Raw genomic sequence first — 14,449 nt, 5'->3', positions numbered from 1 at the left:
CATGATGAAGATAAGCACCATGATGAAGATAAGCACCATGATGAAGATAAGCACCATGATGAAGATAAGCATCATGATGAAGACGGACATGCTGCGTTTGAAATAAGCTATCAGTACCATTGTGAGAATGTTGCATCACTCTCTAAAATAAAAACCAGCTGGTTTAAGTATTTTCCGAATACGCAAGAGATTCATGTCAATTTGCTAATGGAGCAGAGCCAAAAAGTGCTCGAGCTTACAACAACCAATACTGACATTAATTTTTAACTCATTGCATGAATACTCAGCAAGTGAGTCCTAATTTGCTTGCTGAGTATGGGATAACATATGACAGACTTCCAAAGCCCCTTGATTGAAACATCAGAGATATTTGCTATGAGCCAGAAAAAAGAAATGCCAGTGGCCATTGAATTAAAAGATGTACAATTTCGTTGGCCTAAAGCCGACCACATTATTTTAGATATTCCAGCGTTTACGATCCGTTCACAACAACATCTATTTGTGAGGGGACCAAGTGGCTCTGGCAAGTCGACTTTGCTGAGTTTATTGACTGCGATAAATACCCCAGAAAAAGGTCGGATCAGCTTATTGGGCACCGATATTTGTCAGCTTAAACCACGCCAGAGAGATCAATTTAGAGCTGATAATATTGGTTACATTTTTCAACAATTTAATTTATTACCTTATTTAAGCGTGGTGGATAATGTCTGTCTTGCTTGTGAATTTTCCAGCAAACGTAAACAAAAAATCATTACCAAGTATTCATCCGCAAAAGATCCTATTCGCAGAGAAGCTATTCGTTTACTCACCGCTTTAAATTTACCAACGGACATACAAAATCAAAAAGCCAGTCACTTAAGTATCGGGCAGCAACAAAGAGTTGCAGCTGCAAGAGCGTTAATGGGCAGCCCATCTTTAGTGATTGCCGATGAACCCACCTCTGCATTGGATCATGATAACCGAGAAGCTTTTATTAAGTTACTTATGCAAGAAGTTGCATGCAACGAAGCTACGCTTATTTTTGTCAGTCACGACCCCACGTTAGAAAACTTATTTGATCAAACAATAGATTTAACTCAAATGAATCAAAACTCACAGAGAGAAATATATACTAACCAGCAAGGAGAATGCGCATGAAAAATCTTCTTCGACTGGCGTTTAATAGCCTGTTAAACCGTAAAGCGACAGTATTACTGAGTATCTTTACCATTGCCATTTCGGTTTTGCTGCTACTGGGTGTTGAGCAAGTTAGAACACAAGCTAAAAATAGTTTTGCTAATACCATCTCCGGTACTGATCTGATAGTCGGAGCACGATCAGGCCAAATTAACTTGTTACTTTATTCTGTTTTTCGTATTGGTAATGCCACCAATAATATTGATTGGAAAACTTACCTAGATTTCCAAAATCATCAAAGTGTTAAGTGGACGGTACCGTTTTCATTGGGGGACTCCCACCAAGGGTTTCGTGTTTTAGGTACAAATCCAGATTATTTTAAACATTATAAGTTTGGCAAAAAGCAGCCACTTACCTTCTCTCAAGGTAAAGCCTTTAATCAACTATTTGAAGCCGTTATTGGTGCGGATGTAGCACAGACACTAGGCTATAAGCTGCAAAGCCCTATGATCCTCGCTCACGGAATGAAAGATGTAGGCTTTACTAAGCACGATAACTTGCCCTTTAAAGTCGTCGGCGTACTTGCGCCAACGGGTACTCCTGTTGATAAAACGATTCATGTTTCACTTGCAGCTATTGAAGCCATTCATGTGGGGTGGGAGTCCGGTGCCTTTTTAGGTCATGCCCCCAGTGCCGATAGCTTAAAAGGCAGGGAATTTGAACCTAAGCAAATTACTGCATTCTTAGTTGGGCTTAAATCTAAAATCCACACTTTCAAACTGCAAAGACAGATCAATGATTATCGCCTTGAACCCTTGAGCGCCATTGTACCAGGCATCGCTTTACACGAACTCTGGTCATTGATGTCAGTGGCCGAACAAGCGCTTTTGATTGTGTCTATTTTTGTGGTGATTGCGGGCTTTTTAGGTATGTTGGCGAGTTTATTAACCAGCTTAAATGAACGTCGACGGGAAATGGCTATACTGCGTGCGTTGGGTGCAAGGCCTCAGCATATTTTCAGTTTGTTAGTGCTTGAAAGCGGCATTATCTGTGGCTTAGGCATTTTACTTGGCATGGGGCTATTATATTTGCTCCTTGCTATGGCGAGTCCTCTCATTCAACAACATTACGGATTGGCAATTAACTTAACTACACCTTCTCACTATGAACTTATGCTAGTCGGTTGCATCCAGTTAAGCGGTCTTGTTATTGGTATTATTCCTGCTATTTCAGCTTATCGCCAATCGTTAAGCGATGGTATGACCATAAGGATTTAAACAATGAAAAACACAAAAAATCAGACCTGTTTGGTCATTTGTAAAGCTTATAAACTCACTCTTGCGTTGAGTTTTTTACTTTTCTCTTTATTTGGTGCAAGTACCTCCTATGCAGAAATGTTGCAATTAAAATGGATTGATCTTGTGCCTGAATCAGAAAGGATTACCAGTGAACTAATGGTGGATAAATTAAAGTACAGTAATTATAATATGCGGTCAAAGCAGGGAGCTGTACGACCTGAATTAAACGGTAAACAAGTTAGAATTCCGGGTTTTATCATTCCCCTTGAAGGCGATGCTGACAAGGTCACTGAGTTTTTATTGGTACCTAATTATGGATCTTGTGTGCATACGCCTCCACCGCCGTCAAACCAAATTATTTATGTGACGTTTCCTCAAGACTCGCCCGATCTTGACCTATGGGATGTGGTGTATTTAGAAGGGAAAATGAGCACACAACTACGTGAAGTGGGTATGGTTGAAGCGGGATACCACATCATAGGTTCGAGTGTTACTCCTTACCAATAAACTAACCGATAACGTAAATGTAGTGGTTGAATAGTATTAATCACTACTGCAAAGGTACCTCAAGGAATTCAAAATCCTCTTCCTAACGGAGTGGCGGTTCAAGTCCGCCCTCGGGCACCATATTTAAGTAATAGAGCCTCAACGAAAGTTGGGGCTTTGTTGTTTCTGGTACAATGAACAACTGACGTAATCTTCTCTTAATTTATATCCCTGAAAATATTTCCCAATAAACTCTCGTTATTACCCCTAAAAATGTACTCTTATCCATATCCGGTATTTTCACGTGCTGAATCTGTGCGTAAGGCAATCCCACGTAGTCCAACACCGTCCTTTGACTCGCTATTGGAATTGGTATGCGTAATTTGATTGATCTATTAATGTGGAAGGTTTCTACTATTTCCCCACTGTATCGGTGGTGTTTAGGTGAAGGTAAGTGCTAGCTTAGTTTAGAGTTTGCTTGTCTAATTTAGTTAGATGATAGGATAACCAATATGGTCCCCTCAAAGTGAGTTCGGCTATAAATACATTATCTAAGGCTGCTAAAACACTATTGGGGGGATCGTTGCCATATTTGAAGCGCTATATGGCAACAATTGGAATTTACTGCAATTCAGTTAAGATTATCTTATGTCGATCAGAACCCGTTAATTGACTTTCACTAGTTTTGGGGTCATAGCTGGTTGTCTGAATAAATAAATCGAACCTATAACCATACTCGAACCAAACACTGTTGTTACTGTGATGGTGGTGCCGAAGGCCATATAATCAAACGCCATCGTTAGAATAGGTACAAGATAGAACAATACACTGACACTGCTGGCTGAATCTTTGCTCAGCATATACAGAAGCAACAAGACTGCACTTGTCGAGACTACGCCAATCATCCATGCTGCAGAAATTATAAACTGTGTTGTCCAATGAACTTCCCAGCCAACCAACGATGAAACAGCCATAAAGATGCATGCAGCGAGAGCATTTTGAATTAATGCTGATGCAATAGGATGAACGTTAATCTGTTTCTGATACACAGAGCCCGTAGTAATGGCCAATACTGCAACAATAGCAAATAGCAGTCCTAAAAATGTAATGTGGCTAACATCTCTTGCACCATATACAGCAATAATTAATCCTGCAAAACCTAATATGAGCGTAAGGTAGCTTTTTAATGAGACATGTTCTTTACTCAGAAATGGTGTTAATAAGGGTTGCAACCCCAGTACCATCGCCACTATTCCTGGAGAAAGCTGATAATTAATGGCAAGAAAGTAACTAGCTTGATAACACACCTGTAATAGAAAACCGGACAATAATAGTTTTATTAGAACAGGGCGCTGTAATTTTGCCAATGAAGTAAAGTGTGATCCTCGCCAGAAGATGGCAATTATGGTGATTAATACGGATGCACCAGTGACCCGTAATGTAAGGAATGACCAGACCGATGCATCTTCTAATCCCATTTTTACGAAAATAGCGCCACTACTCCACATGAGAAGAAAGAGTATTGGTGAGAGTTTTTCTAGATTTAGCATCGCTCTATCCTCTATGTTAGGCTGCCCAAGAATTAATCGTAAAGCGCTCGTTCATTTCACGGTGCTCGATTAGGTAGCGTTTCATTTGTTGGCTTTTAGTTACAAGATGATCATCGTCGGTACGTTTAGCCGCTTCAATTAGCCAGTCATATGCTTCACGAACTGGTAGCTTGTGTGTGAAATGGAATTTAGATAATGTGAAAACAAGGTCTCGGAATGTATGTTTGTTCATCAACTCGGACACGTTCGCGATAATTTTTTCTTTAGTTATTTCATTTACTGGTTCACGCGAAATATAAGTTGGTTGAGCTTCAAAGTCGATATCTGCATTTTGGTTGAAGATGACTCTTTCATCGATACCATGCTCTAAAACGAAGTCAAAGCATAAGAACATCCGGCTGTTGGTCGAAAAGTTAATGGCAGCATGATCTATTGCTGCATCAAGGAACCATACTTCTCCCAGTTGCATTTGGAAAACGCCAGTTTCATCAGAGTGGAAAGATTCTAAATTTTTTTCAATAGCGATAAATACGCGGTAGTAGCGAACATTTTTGTCTAGTTCTACAAAATCACGGTGTGGCATCACCATGCCATCAATCAAATTTCGTGCTCGTACCATGCGAAGGTATTTAGAATTGAAGACTTCATTAATTAATCGCTGAATGGTTGGACAGCTATCCATGTATTCAGTTGGGAGGCAAGTTTGTGCATCACGATACTGAGAATCTTCTGCTACACCTGATGCATTATACAAGGATAGATTTTTCCAATATCCTTGTCCGAACTCATCGTATTCTTCTCTTTGCTTTGGAATGGCATTAAGAAAATTGATTTCGTCACCTAATTGACAGTCGTTTTCCCTGATGTTTTCAACTACCGTGTTACTTGCTGGTGAATTATTATTTTCCAATTTTTTTTCGATAAATTGGAAACGTGATAAATCGATTTTACCAAGGATGTGCGAAGCCATAAATCTGTACCTTTTTGTATTTGTTGGTTTTAAATTGAGGTGGTTTTTTTCAACGGCTAAATTAGCATTGCAATTTACATTACAAAAATTAATAATGATGATGAGTTAAATCACAAATATTGATACAAAGGGTGAAACTATGAACTTAGACACATCTCAGTTAAGAGCTTTTGTGACAGTGGCAGAGCTTAAGAGCTTTTCAAAATCTTCTGAGCGTTTGTGTCGAGTTCAATCTGCAATCAGCCAGCAGATTCAGAAGTTAGAAAAACAGGTAAGTGCCGTTTTGTTTATACGGAATCGCAACGGTGTTAAGTTGACTGCTCAAGGGGAGCAATTACTGCCCTATGCAGTAAAAATGCTGTCTATCAATGACGAGGCTGCTTCGGCTTTATGCGAAGATCAACCTAAAGGTTGGTTACGTGTAGGCACGTCAGATACTTACGCCACCTGTTTTTTGAAAGATATATTGATGTCGTATTCAGAACGCTACCCTGGGTTACAAATTGAAGTACATTGTGGTTACAGCGAATCTATTTGGTCTATGTATGAAAAAGGACAGTTAGATATAGTGCTGACACAATGTTGTCCAAGTCATATCAATAGTGAAACGTTATACATAGAGCCCTTGCTGTGGATGTGCTCGCGTACGTCTGATGTCTATAAAAAAACACCTGTGCCGCTCGCTTTATTCTCTGAAGGTTGCGCTGATCGTGAAATAGCCTTAAATGGGTTAGTACAAGTAGGGAAAGATTATACGGTGGGTTTCCATAGTTCCAGCCATGCTGGTATTCTTGCTGCTGTATCATCGGGGTATTATGTTTCAGCAATACTGGCGAGTACATCTAATCAGGATTTCAAAGTCTTAACTGAAACAGATGGATTTCCGCCTTTAGGTAATTTAGAAATTTCGATGGCGTATAATGATCATGCTGATAATTCCCCTGCTCAGATGTTTGTCTGTGTTGTGAGGGAGTATTTCCGTTGGTCCCGCAGTCGTCAGCACCATTTGAAAGTTGTTTAATTGATGGCTATTTATTGTTTACGTCGGCCAATATGACTAAAATTCCGCAAGTTCATAGGCTAATTCACGCTTAGCCGAATGTTAAGTGTAATGATCATCAACCTATATTTCCTTACGTTATACCTCTACAAATTCCCCCCATAAATTTAACTATTACCCTTAGATAATTTACTCCTGTCCATCTCCGGTACTTTCACGTGTAGAATCTGTGCGAAATGAAATCTTAGCAGATCCAATTAACACCTATACTTTGAGAGTTGCTCGTTTATCTGGTGGCTGTATTTGCATGGATTTTGGTTTAGTAGTTATTTATTAAATATATAAATTTTGATTTTAATGTGATTTATTGTGTACCATGCCCTTTGGTGGTAGTTTGGTTTCTTCAATTTTATTCGCTAACGTATCTAACTTATAAATATATAACATCAAGCAGGACGCTATGAAAAAGATATTATTCCTAAGTGTATTATTGGTTTCAAATGTTACAAATGCAGAACTCAACCTTGATTATAGAGCTTATAATACACCTGTTAATTATAACTTCGCAGAAGTCGAAGTTGGCTATAAAACTTATAAAGCTGATGGCAATGAGGATAATATGAAAGTCATTTCTATCGGTAGTGAATTAATGCTTAATGAAAAAGTGATAATGAAGTATTCATTTTCAGGTGAAGAAATAAATGATTTAGCAAAAATTCTAACTTTAAATATGGGGTTATTGTATCGAATCTCACTGGCAGAAAAAGTCGACGTTGTACTTGGTGGTGAAGTTGCATTTGATTGGTTAGCGTTAGAAGGTACCGATACCGATACTGATTATAGTTATGATAATTATGACATAGGTGCTCATCTTGGGCTCAGATATGGTTTTACCGATAACGTTGAAGGCGTAACACAAGTTATTATATCTGATTCATCTTCGTATTCATTAATAACAACACTCGTTACCACAAAACTATCATATTATGTGACCAAAAATGTTGGTGTTGGTGCTTTCTATACTGCAGGGTTTAATGATAAGTTTGATAGTACTTATGCTGGTGCTAATATTAAAGTTAGATTTTAATTAAAATAACAATCAAAAACTTACGCTAATTTCCCTTTGTTCGAATCCCATTTCTCCCTCCAATATAAGCTTCTTCGATGACAGCTATATGTATGTTATATAATTGTGATAAATACCTCTTTATTAGTGACTACCTATATCTAAATATGTAATAAGGAGTATTTTGTGGTTTTACGATATATTTTTTGGGGTTCGGATGTTTGTTTTACAATCAAAATATAGTGTTATGTTTCAAGAAAATGGAGACTTGAAGGATCAAGTTAATGATTTAAAATTGCAAAATAGAAATTTGGAATTAAAAAACCAAGGACTATCTGAGCAATTGGATAAAGCATTGAATAATCCTGATATCGAATTTAAACATATGCTTCTGAAATGTACTATTGAGTGTATCAACCATGTCGAAGGGGTTAGGGAAACCGTATTGTCTTCATATCAAGCAATTGAGTTAGAGAATCAATCGAGTGACAATATTAAAGAGTTACTTGATGTTTCAAGCCATTCTTTAAAGCATATCGTTTCTGAAATGCAAGACTTAACCCATAAAATGATGGGGATGACAGATAATATTTCTGGACTGTCAAAAATGGCCGCGAGTATAAGTGCGTTCGTTTCGACAATCTCAAAGATTTCGGACCAAACTAATTTACTTGCGCTGAATGCTGCCATAGAAGCTGCACGTGCTGGCGATGCTGGAAGAGGATTTAGTGTTGTGGCTGATGAAGTTAGAGCATTAGCCAATAATACCAATTCATCTGCAAGCGAGGTAGCTGAATTAGTGAATGGTATTATTGAATCGACGTCTGAGACTGTTGGTTCAGTAAATGATATCCAAAATAGTAATAGTCAATTATCAGGAGGTGTCGAGAAATTAAATGATGATTACACTTCGATTGTGACCCACTGCACTTCAATGAACCAAACAATTAACCATGCTTCATTACGCACTTTTATTCAGACTGTGAAATTAGATCATATTGTTTGGAAGGGAGAGATTTATGCCGTTGCATCGGGTGTTAGTAATAAGTCAATTGATGACTTTACAGACCATACTATGTGCCGATTAGGCAAATGGTATCAAAGTGTGGGGGCTGAAATTTATGGCAATACATCACCGTTTAGAAAGCTAGATGAACCACATCGAGAAGTGCATAAAAACGGAGTTGAAGCTTTAAGCTTAATATTTAACGGTGAAAAAAAACGGGCAATTGAACATTTACTCGCTATGGAAGAAGCGAGCAAAATGGTGATGAACTATCTTGATGATCTATCAAGTACTTGGTCTCATTCTACCTAACCTTATACCCGGCACTTTTCGGTCCCAGTCCTGTTTATTCAATTAAATTTTTTAACCAAATATGGCGTTGTGAATTACGATTACGGGTATGCCAAATTTTTACTATTTCAAAAGGAGATACTTCAAAAGGTGCTGGGGTCTGCGCGAATTCTTTGAATAATGATTTCGATAGTTTTGAGGGCATTGTCACTATAATATCAGTGCCTTTAATTAAAGAGGCTAGGGCGCTAAAACTTGGTGCACTAGCCACAATTTTTCGGTTTGCACCTAAACGTTGCAAGTCCATATCAATATCTGTTTTCTGCGAGTTATTAAATGACATTATGGCATGCGGTAATTGACAGTATTGCGCTAATGTTTTTGGGGCTCTCTGATACTCGGGATCGTAAAAACACACTTCTCTATCACTGAATAGTGTTGTTTGTACTAGATCGAGTTCACTGCTATCTAAGGTTGGAGATAGCACTAGATCAACCTCTCCTGAACGCAATAAACTTGCCCACTGAGATTGTGTTCGTGCAGGGGCAATGTGCAATGTACTCAATGGTGCTTGTACCCGAAGTTTTTTAAGTAACGGTTTGATAATGGTTTCTATCTCATAATCGCTAGCTGCGATGGTAAAGGTAGAAGTATCTAGCATGGGATTATATTGTTCAGGGGTGGCGAAATCTTGCATTGCGACGACAATCTCACGTGCTTTATCTATCAGTACATCTGCTTTTGGTGTCGCGGTAATACTTCTACCTGATTGTACGAACAAATCATCTTGTACTATCTGGCGCAATTGATTAAGACCGTGACTAACAGTTGATTGTGTTAATTCTAATGTCGCAGCCGCTTTCGTCACTGATTGGCAGTCATAAACGCTGATAAACATACGTAGTAAGCGCACATCTAAGGACGTGTAATCGATTTTTTTCATAGCTGGTATTTAACTCATGATATTTATTAATCCAATGTGACTAATCATAATCGTTTTAATCTCACAACAACAGATGGATATTTCACAATGATATTAAAACGTACTTTAGTTACAGCGACACTTAGTTTGGGATTATTGCTAGCGGTGCCGAGCTTTGCTCAAATCAAGATGATAGACGAACAGACAGAACAGTCTGTTGAAATAGCGCAGGGATTTTATTTCGATGTCATTAAGTATCGAAACCTTAATAATTTCTCTCGATATGTAGGTGAAACATACTTGCAGCACGCTCCCGCCTATGGTGACGGTCCTGCACAGCTAATTTCAGCCGTGGCGCTAGAGTTGACGAATGATCCAGGTGTTAAGGTAGAAATTTTGCGTACTATCGCAGAAGGTCCTTATGTTGCAATTCATTCAGCATGGACGGCAACCAGTGGCGATGTGTATGTCTATATCGATATTTGGCGTACAGAAAAAGGGACGTTAGTCGAGCACTGGGACCATTATCAGAAGGTGCCTACAGAATCAGCGAATAAAAATACGATGTATCAAGGTCCTGACGCTGATATATATTCGCGACAGAACAAAGAGCAAAACAGAGAACGTTCACTGGCACTATTAGCGTCCTTTAATAATCCATCAAATGTATCTGCTGTTGATAATTTTGTTGCCGAGCAGTATATCCAACATAACCCCTATGTTGCAGATGGTCCGAAAGCGCTTGTTGATTATTTGAAAAGCTTGGCCTCTGACGGTGTTCGTTTAAAAACGGAGATAGCTAAAACGATAGCGATGGGCGATATGGTTCTCGTTCATTCACGCCAAACTAACCTCGATATTAAAAGTGACCTAGGCACAGGCTACATCGATATTTTTCGCTTTAATGACGAAGGAAAAATAGTAGAGCATTGGGATATAGAAGAAAAAGTTAGCGGTAAGTCTAATAACGACAATGATATCTTTGGTTACTCTAAAAAATAGACTTTTCTTGAACAGGTTTATATACACGACTATTTTAAATTCTAACTCAGGATTTCGAATGGTCGTGGTTATATGTCAGTGGGATAGAGGTATGTTTAATAAATTTAATGGACATAAATGTAGATTAATCCTAATTGTTATTGATTCTCATTAATAATTGAGTAAACTAAGTGTTATGTTATAACATAACCTCGAGGCAATAATGAAACAAGGCATCCACCCGGATTATCAAAAAGTCGCTTTTCACGATATAGCAGCAGATAAATATTTTATAGTCGGTTCAACGTTGAAAGCGAATAGAACGGTAGAAATTGACGGTACAACATATCCTTATGTGCCACTGGATGTATCAAGTGAATCACATCCTTTTTATACGGGTAAACAAAAAACGATCCATAGTGATGGTCGTGTGGCACAGTTTAATCGCCGATTTGGTGGATTAAAGAGCCAAAAGGAGGTTTGATATGAAGGTTTTAAGCTCACTTAAAAGTGCTAAGCAGAGACACCCTGATTGCCAGATTGTGAAACGTCGTGGTCGTGTTTATGTTATCTGCAAAGCCAACCCTAGGTTCAAAGCTGTTCAGGGCGGCACCAAAAAACGATCTTGAACCTTAACACCACTGACAGCAAGTCATCTAACCAGATTAAAAGATTTAGAACTACTGTAAGGGGCTAAGGAATTAAAAATCCTCTTCCAAAGGAGTGGTCGCTCAAGTTTGTCCTTGGCATACATATCTAAATAACAAAGCCTCAACCTATATTGAGGCTTTGTTATATTTTAATTACGACCTGCAATAACCCCCCCCGTCGACATCCCAGATTGCACCTGTTACCCAGCTTGATTGATCTGATAGTAAGAAACAAATACTGTTGGCAATATCTTCTGGTGTACCTACACGACCGATTGGGTTGAATGCGTTAAAACTTGCTAATGTCGCATCCATATCTTCAGGACTGATAAATGTCTCATATATTGGTGTTTTTACTACTGCAGGCGATACTGCATTAACGCGAATATTATGTTCGGCCAATTCCATTGCCATATGTTGAGTTAAGGCGTGTAACCCTGCTTTTGCCATCGAGTACGCAGAAGAAGGTGTGGCTTTAATTGCTTGTTTTCCCCACATAGAACCGATATTAACCACATTACCACCACCATTTGTGATCATTTTTTTAGTCACTGCTTGGGTGATTTTAAATGTTGCTTTGTTTAATTCGTGGTACTGATCGTAGTCTTGCTCGGTATGATCGATAAACGGTTTTGGATTAAAGTAACCCGCGGCATTAACAAGGTAACCGATGTTTTTATCCTGCTTGGTTATATTGTTAATAAATTGCGCGACACTGTCTTGGTCATAGAGGTTTAATTGAATGCCTGTAACGTCTCCGATTTGACTAAGTTCAGAAACTGCAGCGTCTAGTTTGTCGATATTATTACCAACAATTGCAACGGGAATACGTTGAGTTACAAGTTGTTTTGCTGTTTCAAATCCCATGCCACTTGTGCCACCAATGATGAGAGCTATACCTGATTGAGTAAATGTCATTTTCTTTCTCCTAAGATTTTGTATGTGGTAATCTTAGGTGTTAACTCACTTATTTAATAGTAAGTACAAATTGGTTACCTAGGTACTTATTGGTACATCTTTATGAATAATAACGAAAAAATATTTGTAAGAAAAACTACACCGGAAAATAGCGCAAGAATGGTCGAAAGTATTTATGGCTGTAAATGGTCATTGACTGTCTATCAGTTACTGGCTAATAACATTAACCGCCCGGGTGAAATGGTACGTAATGTGGAAGGCTTAAGCACTAAAGTATTAAATCAATGTTTAAAACGAAATGTTGAATTTGGTATCTTAGATAAAGTTGTCTACAACGAATTACCTCCGAGAGTTGAATATCATGTAACGGAATTTGGTTATAAATTTCTTGATGTTTTGACGCAGCTCGACACTTTACAAGATGAAATTGATAACAAATACAGTACTTGATTCTAGCCGCTATTATTGAGTACTGTCTTCTTTGGCATTATTCAACATAAATGAATCTACTATCTCTGCATATGTGATGCCTAAACATAGACGTCAATGCTACGGCTATGTTTATCTGGTGTTCAATAAATAGAGTGAACCTTAACCGCTTGTGGATAAACCACAATAATTTGATCTCGATGATTTAACATATCTATATTTTCGAATAACATAGCGCTGAATTCTGTTAATAATACTTATGGTAAGTATTATTAACTGTGTCTGTATTAATGTTTTAACAAGGAATTAAGTGGATGAACAATATAGAGCAAGGGCCTAAAAGTCTTAATCGTCGTAAATTTCTTAAAAGTACAGCGGCCAGTGTGGCGGTTGTAGGGCTTGGTGGTTCAGTACTTGCAAATACAGCGAGTGCATCAGAATTAGATCCTGATTGGTTGCCGCATACACATAATAGACATAACAGAAAGTTTTGGAATAAAGTTCAGAAACAGTTTGTGTTAGATAAAAGAACAACCTACATGAATGTGGGTACAACAGGCTCAATGCCAAGACATGTACTCGCAGGGCTTAATCATAATAATAAAGCTGTGGCGAAATACCCATGGGATATGGATGATCGGTTTGGTTCTTGGCCATATATGCTAGAGATGATGACTGATGTAGCATCGGGGTTTGGCGCTGAACACCATGAGATAGTGTTGAGCCGTAATACCACTGATGGCATATGTTCTATTATCAATGGCCTTCACTTTGAAGAAGGTGACGTTATTCTGACTACGCACCATGAGCATATGGCTGCTACAACGCCAATGAATGTTGCTAAACAACGTTTCGGAGTGAAAATAGTGGAAGTTCAGCTTCCAGTTTACACTGGTTTTGAAACCGTGACTGAAGAGGATTATGTTGAAGCATTCCGAACCGCATTAAATGAAAACCCGAATGTTCGTCTTATGGTTTTCTCTCATATTACCTACAAAACCGGTACTAAGCTGCCAGCAAAACGCATTTGTGAATTAGCAACGCAATATGCCGTACCAACACTCGTCGATGGTGCGCATTCGATCGGTATGCTTGATTTGGATTTTCACGATATAGATTGTGATTTTTATGCTGGCTCTGGTCATAAGTGGCAATGTGGGCCAGGCGCAACCGGTATTTTATATGTACGTGATAATGCACAACGTTTAAATGAATACTGGAGTGACCGTATTAATCCGCTTTGGATTATTAATTCATCATTATCGCATGCTGATTACCTTTGTTATCAAATGCAGTACATAGGTAATGATAATTACCCTGCGAAACAAGCCTTGGTTGATAGCTGTAAAATGTGGGATGACATTGGTCGAGCACGTATTGAAAAACGCGTGTTAGATTTAAGCGCATTGTGCAAATCATTATTGGCAGAGGCGTTGCCTAATGCGTATATCTTTTCTCCAAACGTTGAGTCGCTGGCGAGTGGTTTAACGACATTTAACCCATTTGAATTAGAAGATGGTGAGCGACTGACTGAGTTTAGAGATCGGCTGCGTAACCACTACGGCTACATTATTCGCACAACTAATTTTAAGTTGTATAAAGAAGATACCACTAATTCTTATGCTCTAAGAATTTCGACGCATCTTTTCCATGATGAAAAGGATGTGAGAGGTTTAGTCAACGCGATTAAGAAACTATATAGACGCATGGCTTAATATCTTAGGCGTCCAGTTAAACTGGGCGCTCTCTTTAAATTAGAGCCGATT

At 38.5% G+C, this 14,449-nt stretch carries 15 protein-coding genes and 1 pseudogene; 12 read left to right on the top strand and 4 right to left on the bottom strand.

What is annotated here, in order from left to right; genetic code table 11:
* The 4 genes from BT797_RS11600 to BT797_RS11585 form a co-directional block, all read left to right on the top strand.
* The coding region (locus BT797_RS11600; RefSeq protein ID WP_139292001.1) for a ZrgA family zinc uptake protein at nucleotides 1-267 on the top strand (267 nt) is incomplete at its 5' end.
* 108 nt (nucleotides 268-375) lie between these two features.
* Nucleotides 376-1,137, top strand: coding sequence for an ABC transporter ATP-binding protein (locus tag BT797_RS11595; protein WP_075472162.1), 762 nt, complete (start codon nucleotides 376-378; stop codon nucleotides 1,135-1,137).
* Complete coding sequence (locus BT797_RS11590; protein ID WP_045111936.1) at nucleotides 1,134-2,393, top strand: ABC transporter permease; 1,260 nt, start codon at nucleotides 1,134-1,136, stop codon at nucleotides 2,391-2,393. Before BT797_RS11595 ends, BT797_RS11590 begins: the two co-directional genes overlap by 4 nt.
* A 3-nt stretch (nucleotides 2,394-2,396) precedes the next feature.
* Nucleotides 2,397-2,921 (top strand): DUF3299 domain-containing protein, encoded by a 525-nt coding sequence (locus BT797_RS11585; protein ID WP_075472154.1) that lies wholly within the window; start codon nucleotides 2,397-2,399, stop codon nucleotides 2,919-2,921.
* A gap of 644 nt (nucleotides 2,922-3,565) precedes the next feature.
* On the opposite strand, the gene BT797_RS11580 is transcribed toward BT797_RS11585, so the two are convergent.
* A complete protein-coding gene (locus BT797_RS11580; RefSeq protein WP_045111935.1) occupies nucleotides 3,566-4,450 on the bottom strand; it encodes a DMT family transporter in 885 nt (294 codons plus the stop codon).
* A gap of 16 nt (nucleotides 4,451-4,466) precedes the next feature.
* Nucleotides 4,467-5,420 carry an aspartyl/asparaginyl beta-hydroxylase domain-containing protein gene (locus tag BT797_RS11575; protein ID WP_045111934.1) on the bottom strand — a complete coding sequence of 318 codons (954 nt, stop codon included), beginning with the start codon at nucleotides 5,418-5,420 and terminating at the stop codon, nucleotides 4,467-4,469.
* 139 nt (nucleotides 5,421-5,559) lie between these two features.
* On the opposite strand from BT797_RS11575, the gene BT797_RS11570 reads away from it, so the two are divergent.
* The 3 genes from BT797_RS11570 (at nucleotide 5,560) to BT797_RS11560 (ending at nucleotide 8,804) form a co-directional block, all read left to right on the top strand.
* Nucleotides 5,560-6,441 carry a LysR substrate-binding domain-containing protein gene (locus BT797_RS11570; protein WP_045111933.1) on the top strand — a complete coding sequence of 294 codons (882 nt, stop codon included), beginning with the start codon at nucleotides 5,560-5,562 and terminating at the stop codon, nucleotides 6,439-6,441.
* A gap of 439 nt (nucleotides 6,442-6,880) precedes the next feature.
* Nucleotides 6,881-7,507 (top strand): hypothetical protein, encoded by a 627-nt coding sequence (locus BT797_RS11565; protein WP_075472153.1) that lies wholly within the window; start codon nucleotides 6,881-6,883, stop codon nucleotides 7,505-7,507.
* A 196-nt stretch (nucleotides 7,508-7,703) separates the two neighbouring features.
* On the top strand, nucleotides 7,704-8,804 hold the full coding sequence (locus BT797_RS11560) for a methyl-accepting chemotaxis protein (RefSeq protein WP_075472151.1): 1,101 nt from the start codon (nucleotides 7,704-7,706) through the stop codon (nucleotides 8,802-8,804).
* A gap of 34 nt (nucleotides 8,805-8,838) precedes the next feature.
* On the opposite strand, the gene BT797_RS11555 is transcribed toward BT797_RS11560, so the two are convergent.
* Complete coding sequence (locus tag BT797_RS11555; protein ID WP_211705482.1) at nucleotides 8,839-9,726, bottom strand: LysR family transcriptional regulator; 888 nt, start codon at nucleotides 9,724-9,726, stop codon at nucleotides 8,839-8,841.
* An 87-nt stretch (nucleotides 9,727-9,813) separates the two neighbouring features.
* Here BT797_RS11555 and BT797_RS11550 point away from each other — a divergent pair, with 87 nt between their 5' ends.
* The 3 genes from BT797_RS11550 (at nucleotide 9,814) to ykgO (ending at nucleotide 11,315) form a co-directional block, all read left to right on the top strand.
* Complete coding sequence (locus BT797_RS11550) at nucleotides 9,814-10,707, top strand: nuclear transport factor 2 family protein (RefSeq protein ID WP_075472149.1); 894 nt, start codon at nucleotides 9,814-9,816, stop codon at nucleotides 10,705-10,707.
* Nucleotides 10,708-10,909: 202 nt separating this feature from the next.
* The gene (locus BT797_RS11545; RefSeq protein WP_045111931.1) at nucleotides 10,910-11,170 is read left to right on the top strand and encodes a type B 50S ribosomal protein L31; all 261 of its coding nucleotides are present in this window, start codon (nucleotides 10,910-10,912) and stop codon (nucleotides 11,168-11,170) included.
* Nucleotide 11,171: 1 nt separating this feature from the next.
* Complete coding sequence (gene ykgO, locus BT797_RS11540; protein WP_045111930.1) at nucleotides 11,172-11,315, top strand: type B 50S ribosomal protein L36; 144 nt, start codon at nucleotides 11,172-11,174, stop codon at nucleotides 11,313-11,315.
* Nucleotides 11,316-11,485: 170 nt separating this feature from the next.
* Here ykgO and BT797_RS11535 read toward each other — a convergent pair.
* Nucleotides 11,486-12,254: pseudogene (locus tag BT797_RS11535) on the bottom strand (SDR family NAD(P)-dependent oxidoreductase).
* A 102-nt stretch (nucleotides 12,255-12,356) separates the two neighbouring features.
* On the opposite strand from BT797_RS11535, the gene BT797_RS11530 reads away from it, so the two are divergent.
* Nucleotides 12,357-12,704: a winged helix-turn-helix transcriptional regulator gene (locus BT797_RS11530; protein WP_045111929.1), complete on the top strand. Its 348-nt coding sequence runs from the start codon at nucleotides 12,357-12,359 to the stop codon at nucleotides 12,702-12,704.
* A 293-nt stretch (nucleotides 12,705-12,997) separates the two neighbouring features.
* Nucleotides 12,998-14,398: an aminotransferase class V-fold PLP-dependent enzyme gene (locus BT797_RS11525; protein WP_045111928.1), complete on the top strand. Its 1,401-nt coding sequence runs from the start codon at nucleotides 12,998-13,000 to the stop codon at nucleotides 14,396-14,398.
* The last annotated feature ends 51 nt before the right edge of the window (nucleotides 14,399-14,449 follow it).

This window comes from Moritella viscosa (assembly GCF_900120065.1).
Taxonomy (GTDB): Bacteria; Pseudomonadota; Gammaproteobacteria; order Enterobacterales; family Moritellaceae; genus Moritella; species Moritella viscosa.
This window is presented reverse-complemented; position numbering and strand designations above follow the sequence as displayed.

Excerpts from the sequence above, each read along its gene's own strand:
- BT797_RS11585 (WP_075472154.1), top strand. The coding sequence starts at position 2,397 with ATGAAAAACACAAAAAATCAGACCTGTTTGGTCATTTGTAAAGCTTAT.
- BT797_RS11530 (WP_045111929.1), top strand. The coding sequence starts at position 12,357 with ATGAATAATAACGAAAAAATATTTGTAAGAAAAACTACACCGGAAAAT.
- BT797_RS11550 (WP_075472149.1), top strand. The coding sequence starts at position 9,814 with ATGATATTAAAACGTACTTTAGTTACAGCGACACTTAGTTTGGGATTA.
- BT797_RS11565 (WP_075472153.1), top strand. The coding sequence starts at position 6,881 with ATGAAAAAGATATTATTCCTAAGTGTATTATTGGTTTCAAATGTTACA.
- BT797_RS11560 (WP_075472151.1), top strand. The coding sequence starts at position 7,704 with ATGTTTGTTTTACAATCAAAATATAGTGTTATGTTTCAAGAAAATGGA.
- BT797_RS11570 (WP_045111933.1), top strand. The coding sequence starts at position 5,560 with ATGAACTTAGACACATCTCAGTTAAGAGCTTTTGTGACAGTGGCAGAG.
- BT797_RS11545 (WP_045111931.1), top strand. The coding sequence starts at position 10,910 with ATGAAACAAGGCATCCACCCGGATTATCAAAAAGTCGCTTTTCACGAT.
- BT797_RS11595 (WP_075472162.1), top strand. The coding sequence starts at position 376 with ATGAGCCAGAAAAAAGAAATGCCAGTGGCCATTGAATTAAAAGATGTA.
- BT797_RS11525 (WP_045111928.1), top strand. The coding sequence starts at position 12,998 with ATGAACAATATAGAGCAAGGGCCTAAAAGTCTTAATCGTCGTAAATTT.
- BT797_RS11580 (WP_045111935.1), bottom strand. The coding sequence starts at position 4,450 with ATGCTAAATCTAGAAAAACTCTCACCAATACTCTTTCTTCTCATGTGG.
- BT797_RS11590 (WP_045111936.1), top strand. The coding sequence starts at position 1,134 with ATGAAAAATCTTCTTCGACTGGCGTTTAATAGCCTGTTAAACCGTAAA.
- BT797_RS11555 (WP_211705482.1), bottom strand. The coding sequence starts at position 9,726 with ATGAAAAAAATCGATTACACGTCCTTAGATGTGCGCTTACTACGTATG.
- ykgO (WP_045111930.1), top strand. The coding sequence starts at position 11,172 with ATGAAGGTTTTAAGCTCACTTAAAAGTGCTAAGCAGAGACACCCTGAT.
- BT797_RS11575 (WP_045111934.1), bottom strand. The coding sequence starts at position 5,420 with ATGGCTTCGCACATCCTTGGTAAAATCGATTTATCACGTTTCCAATTT.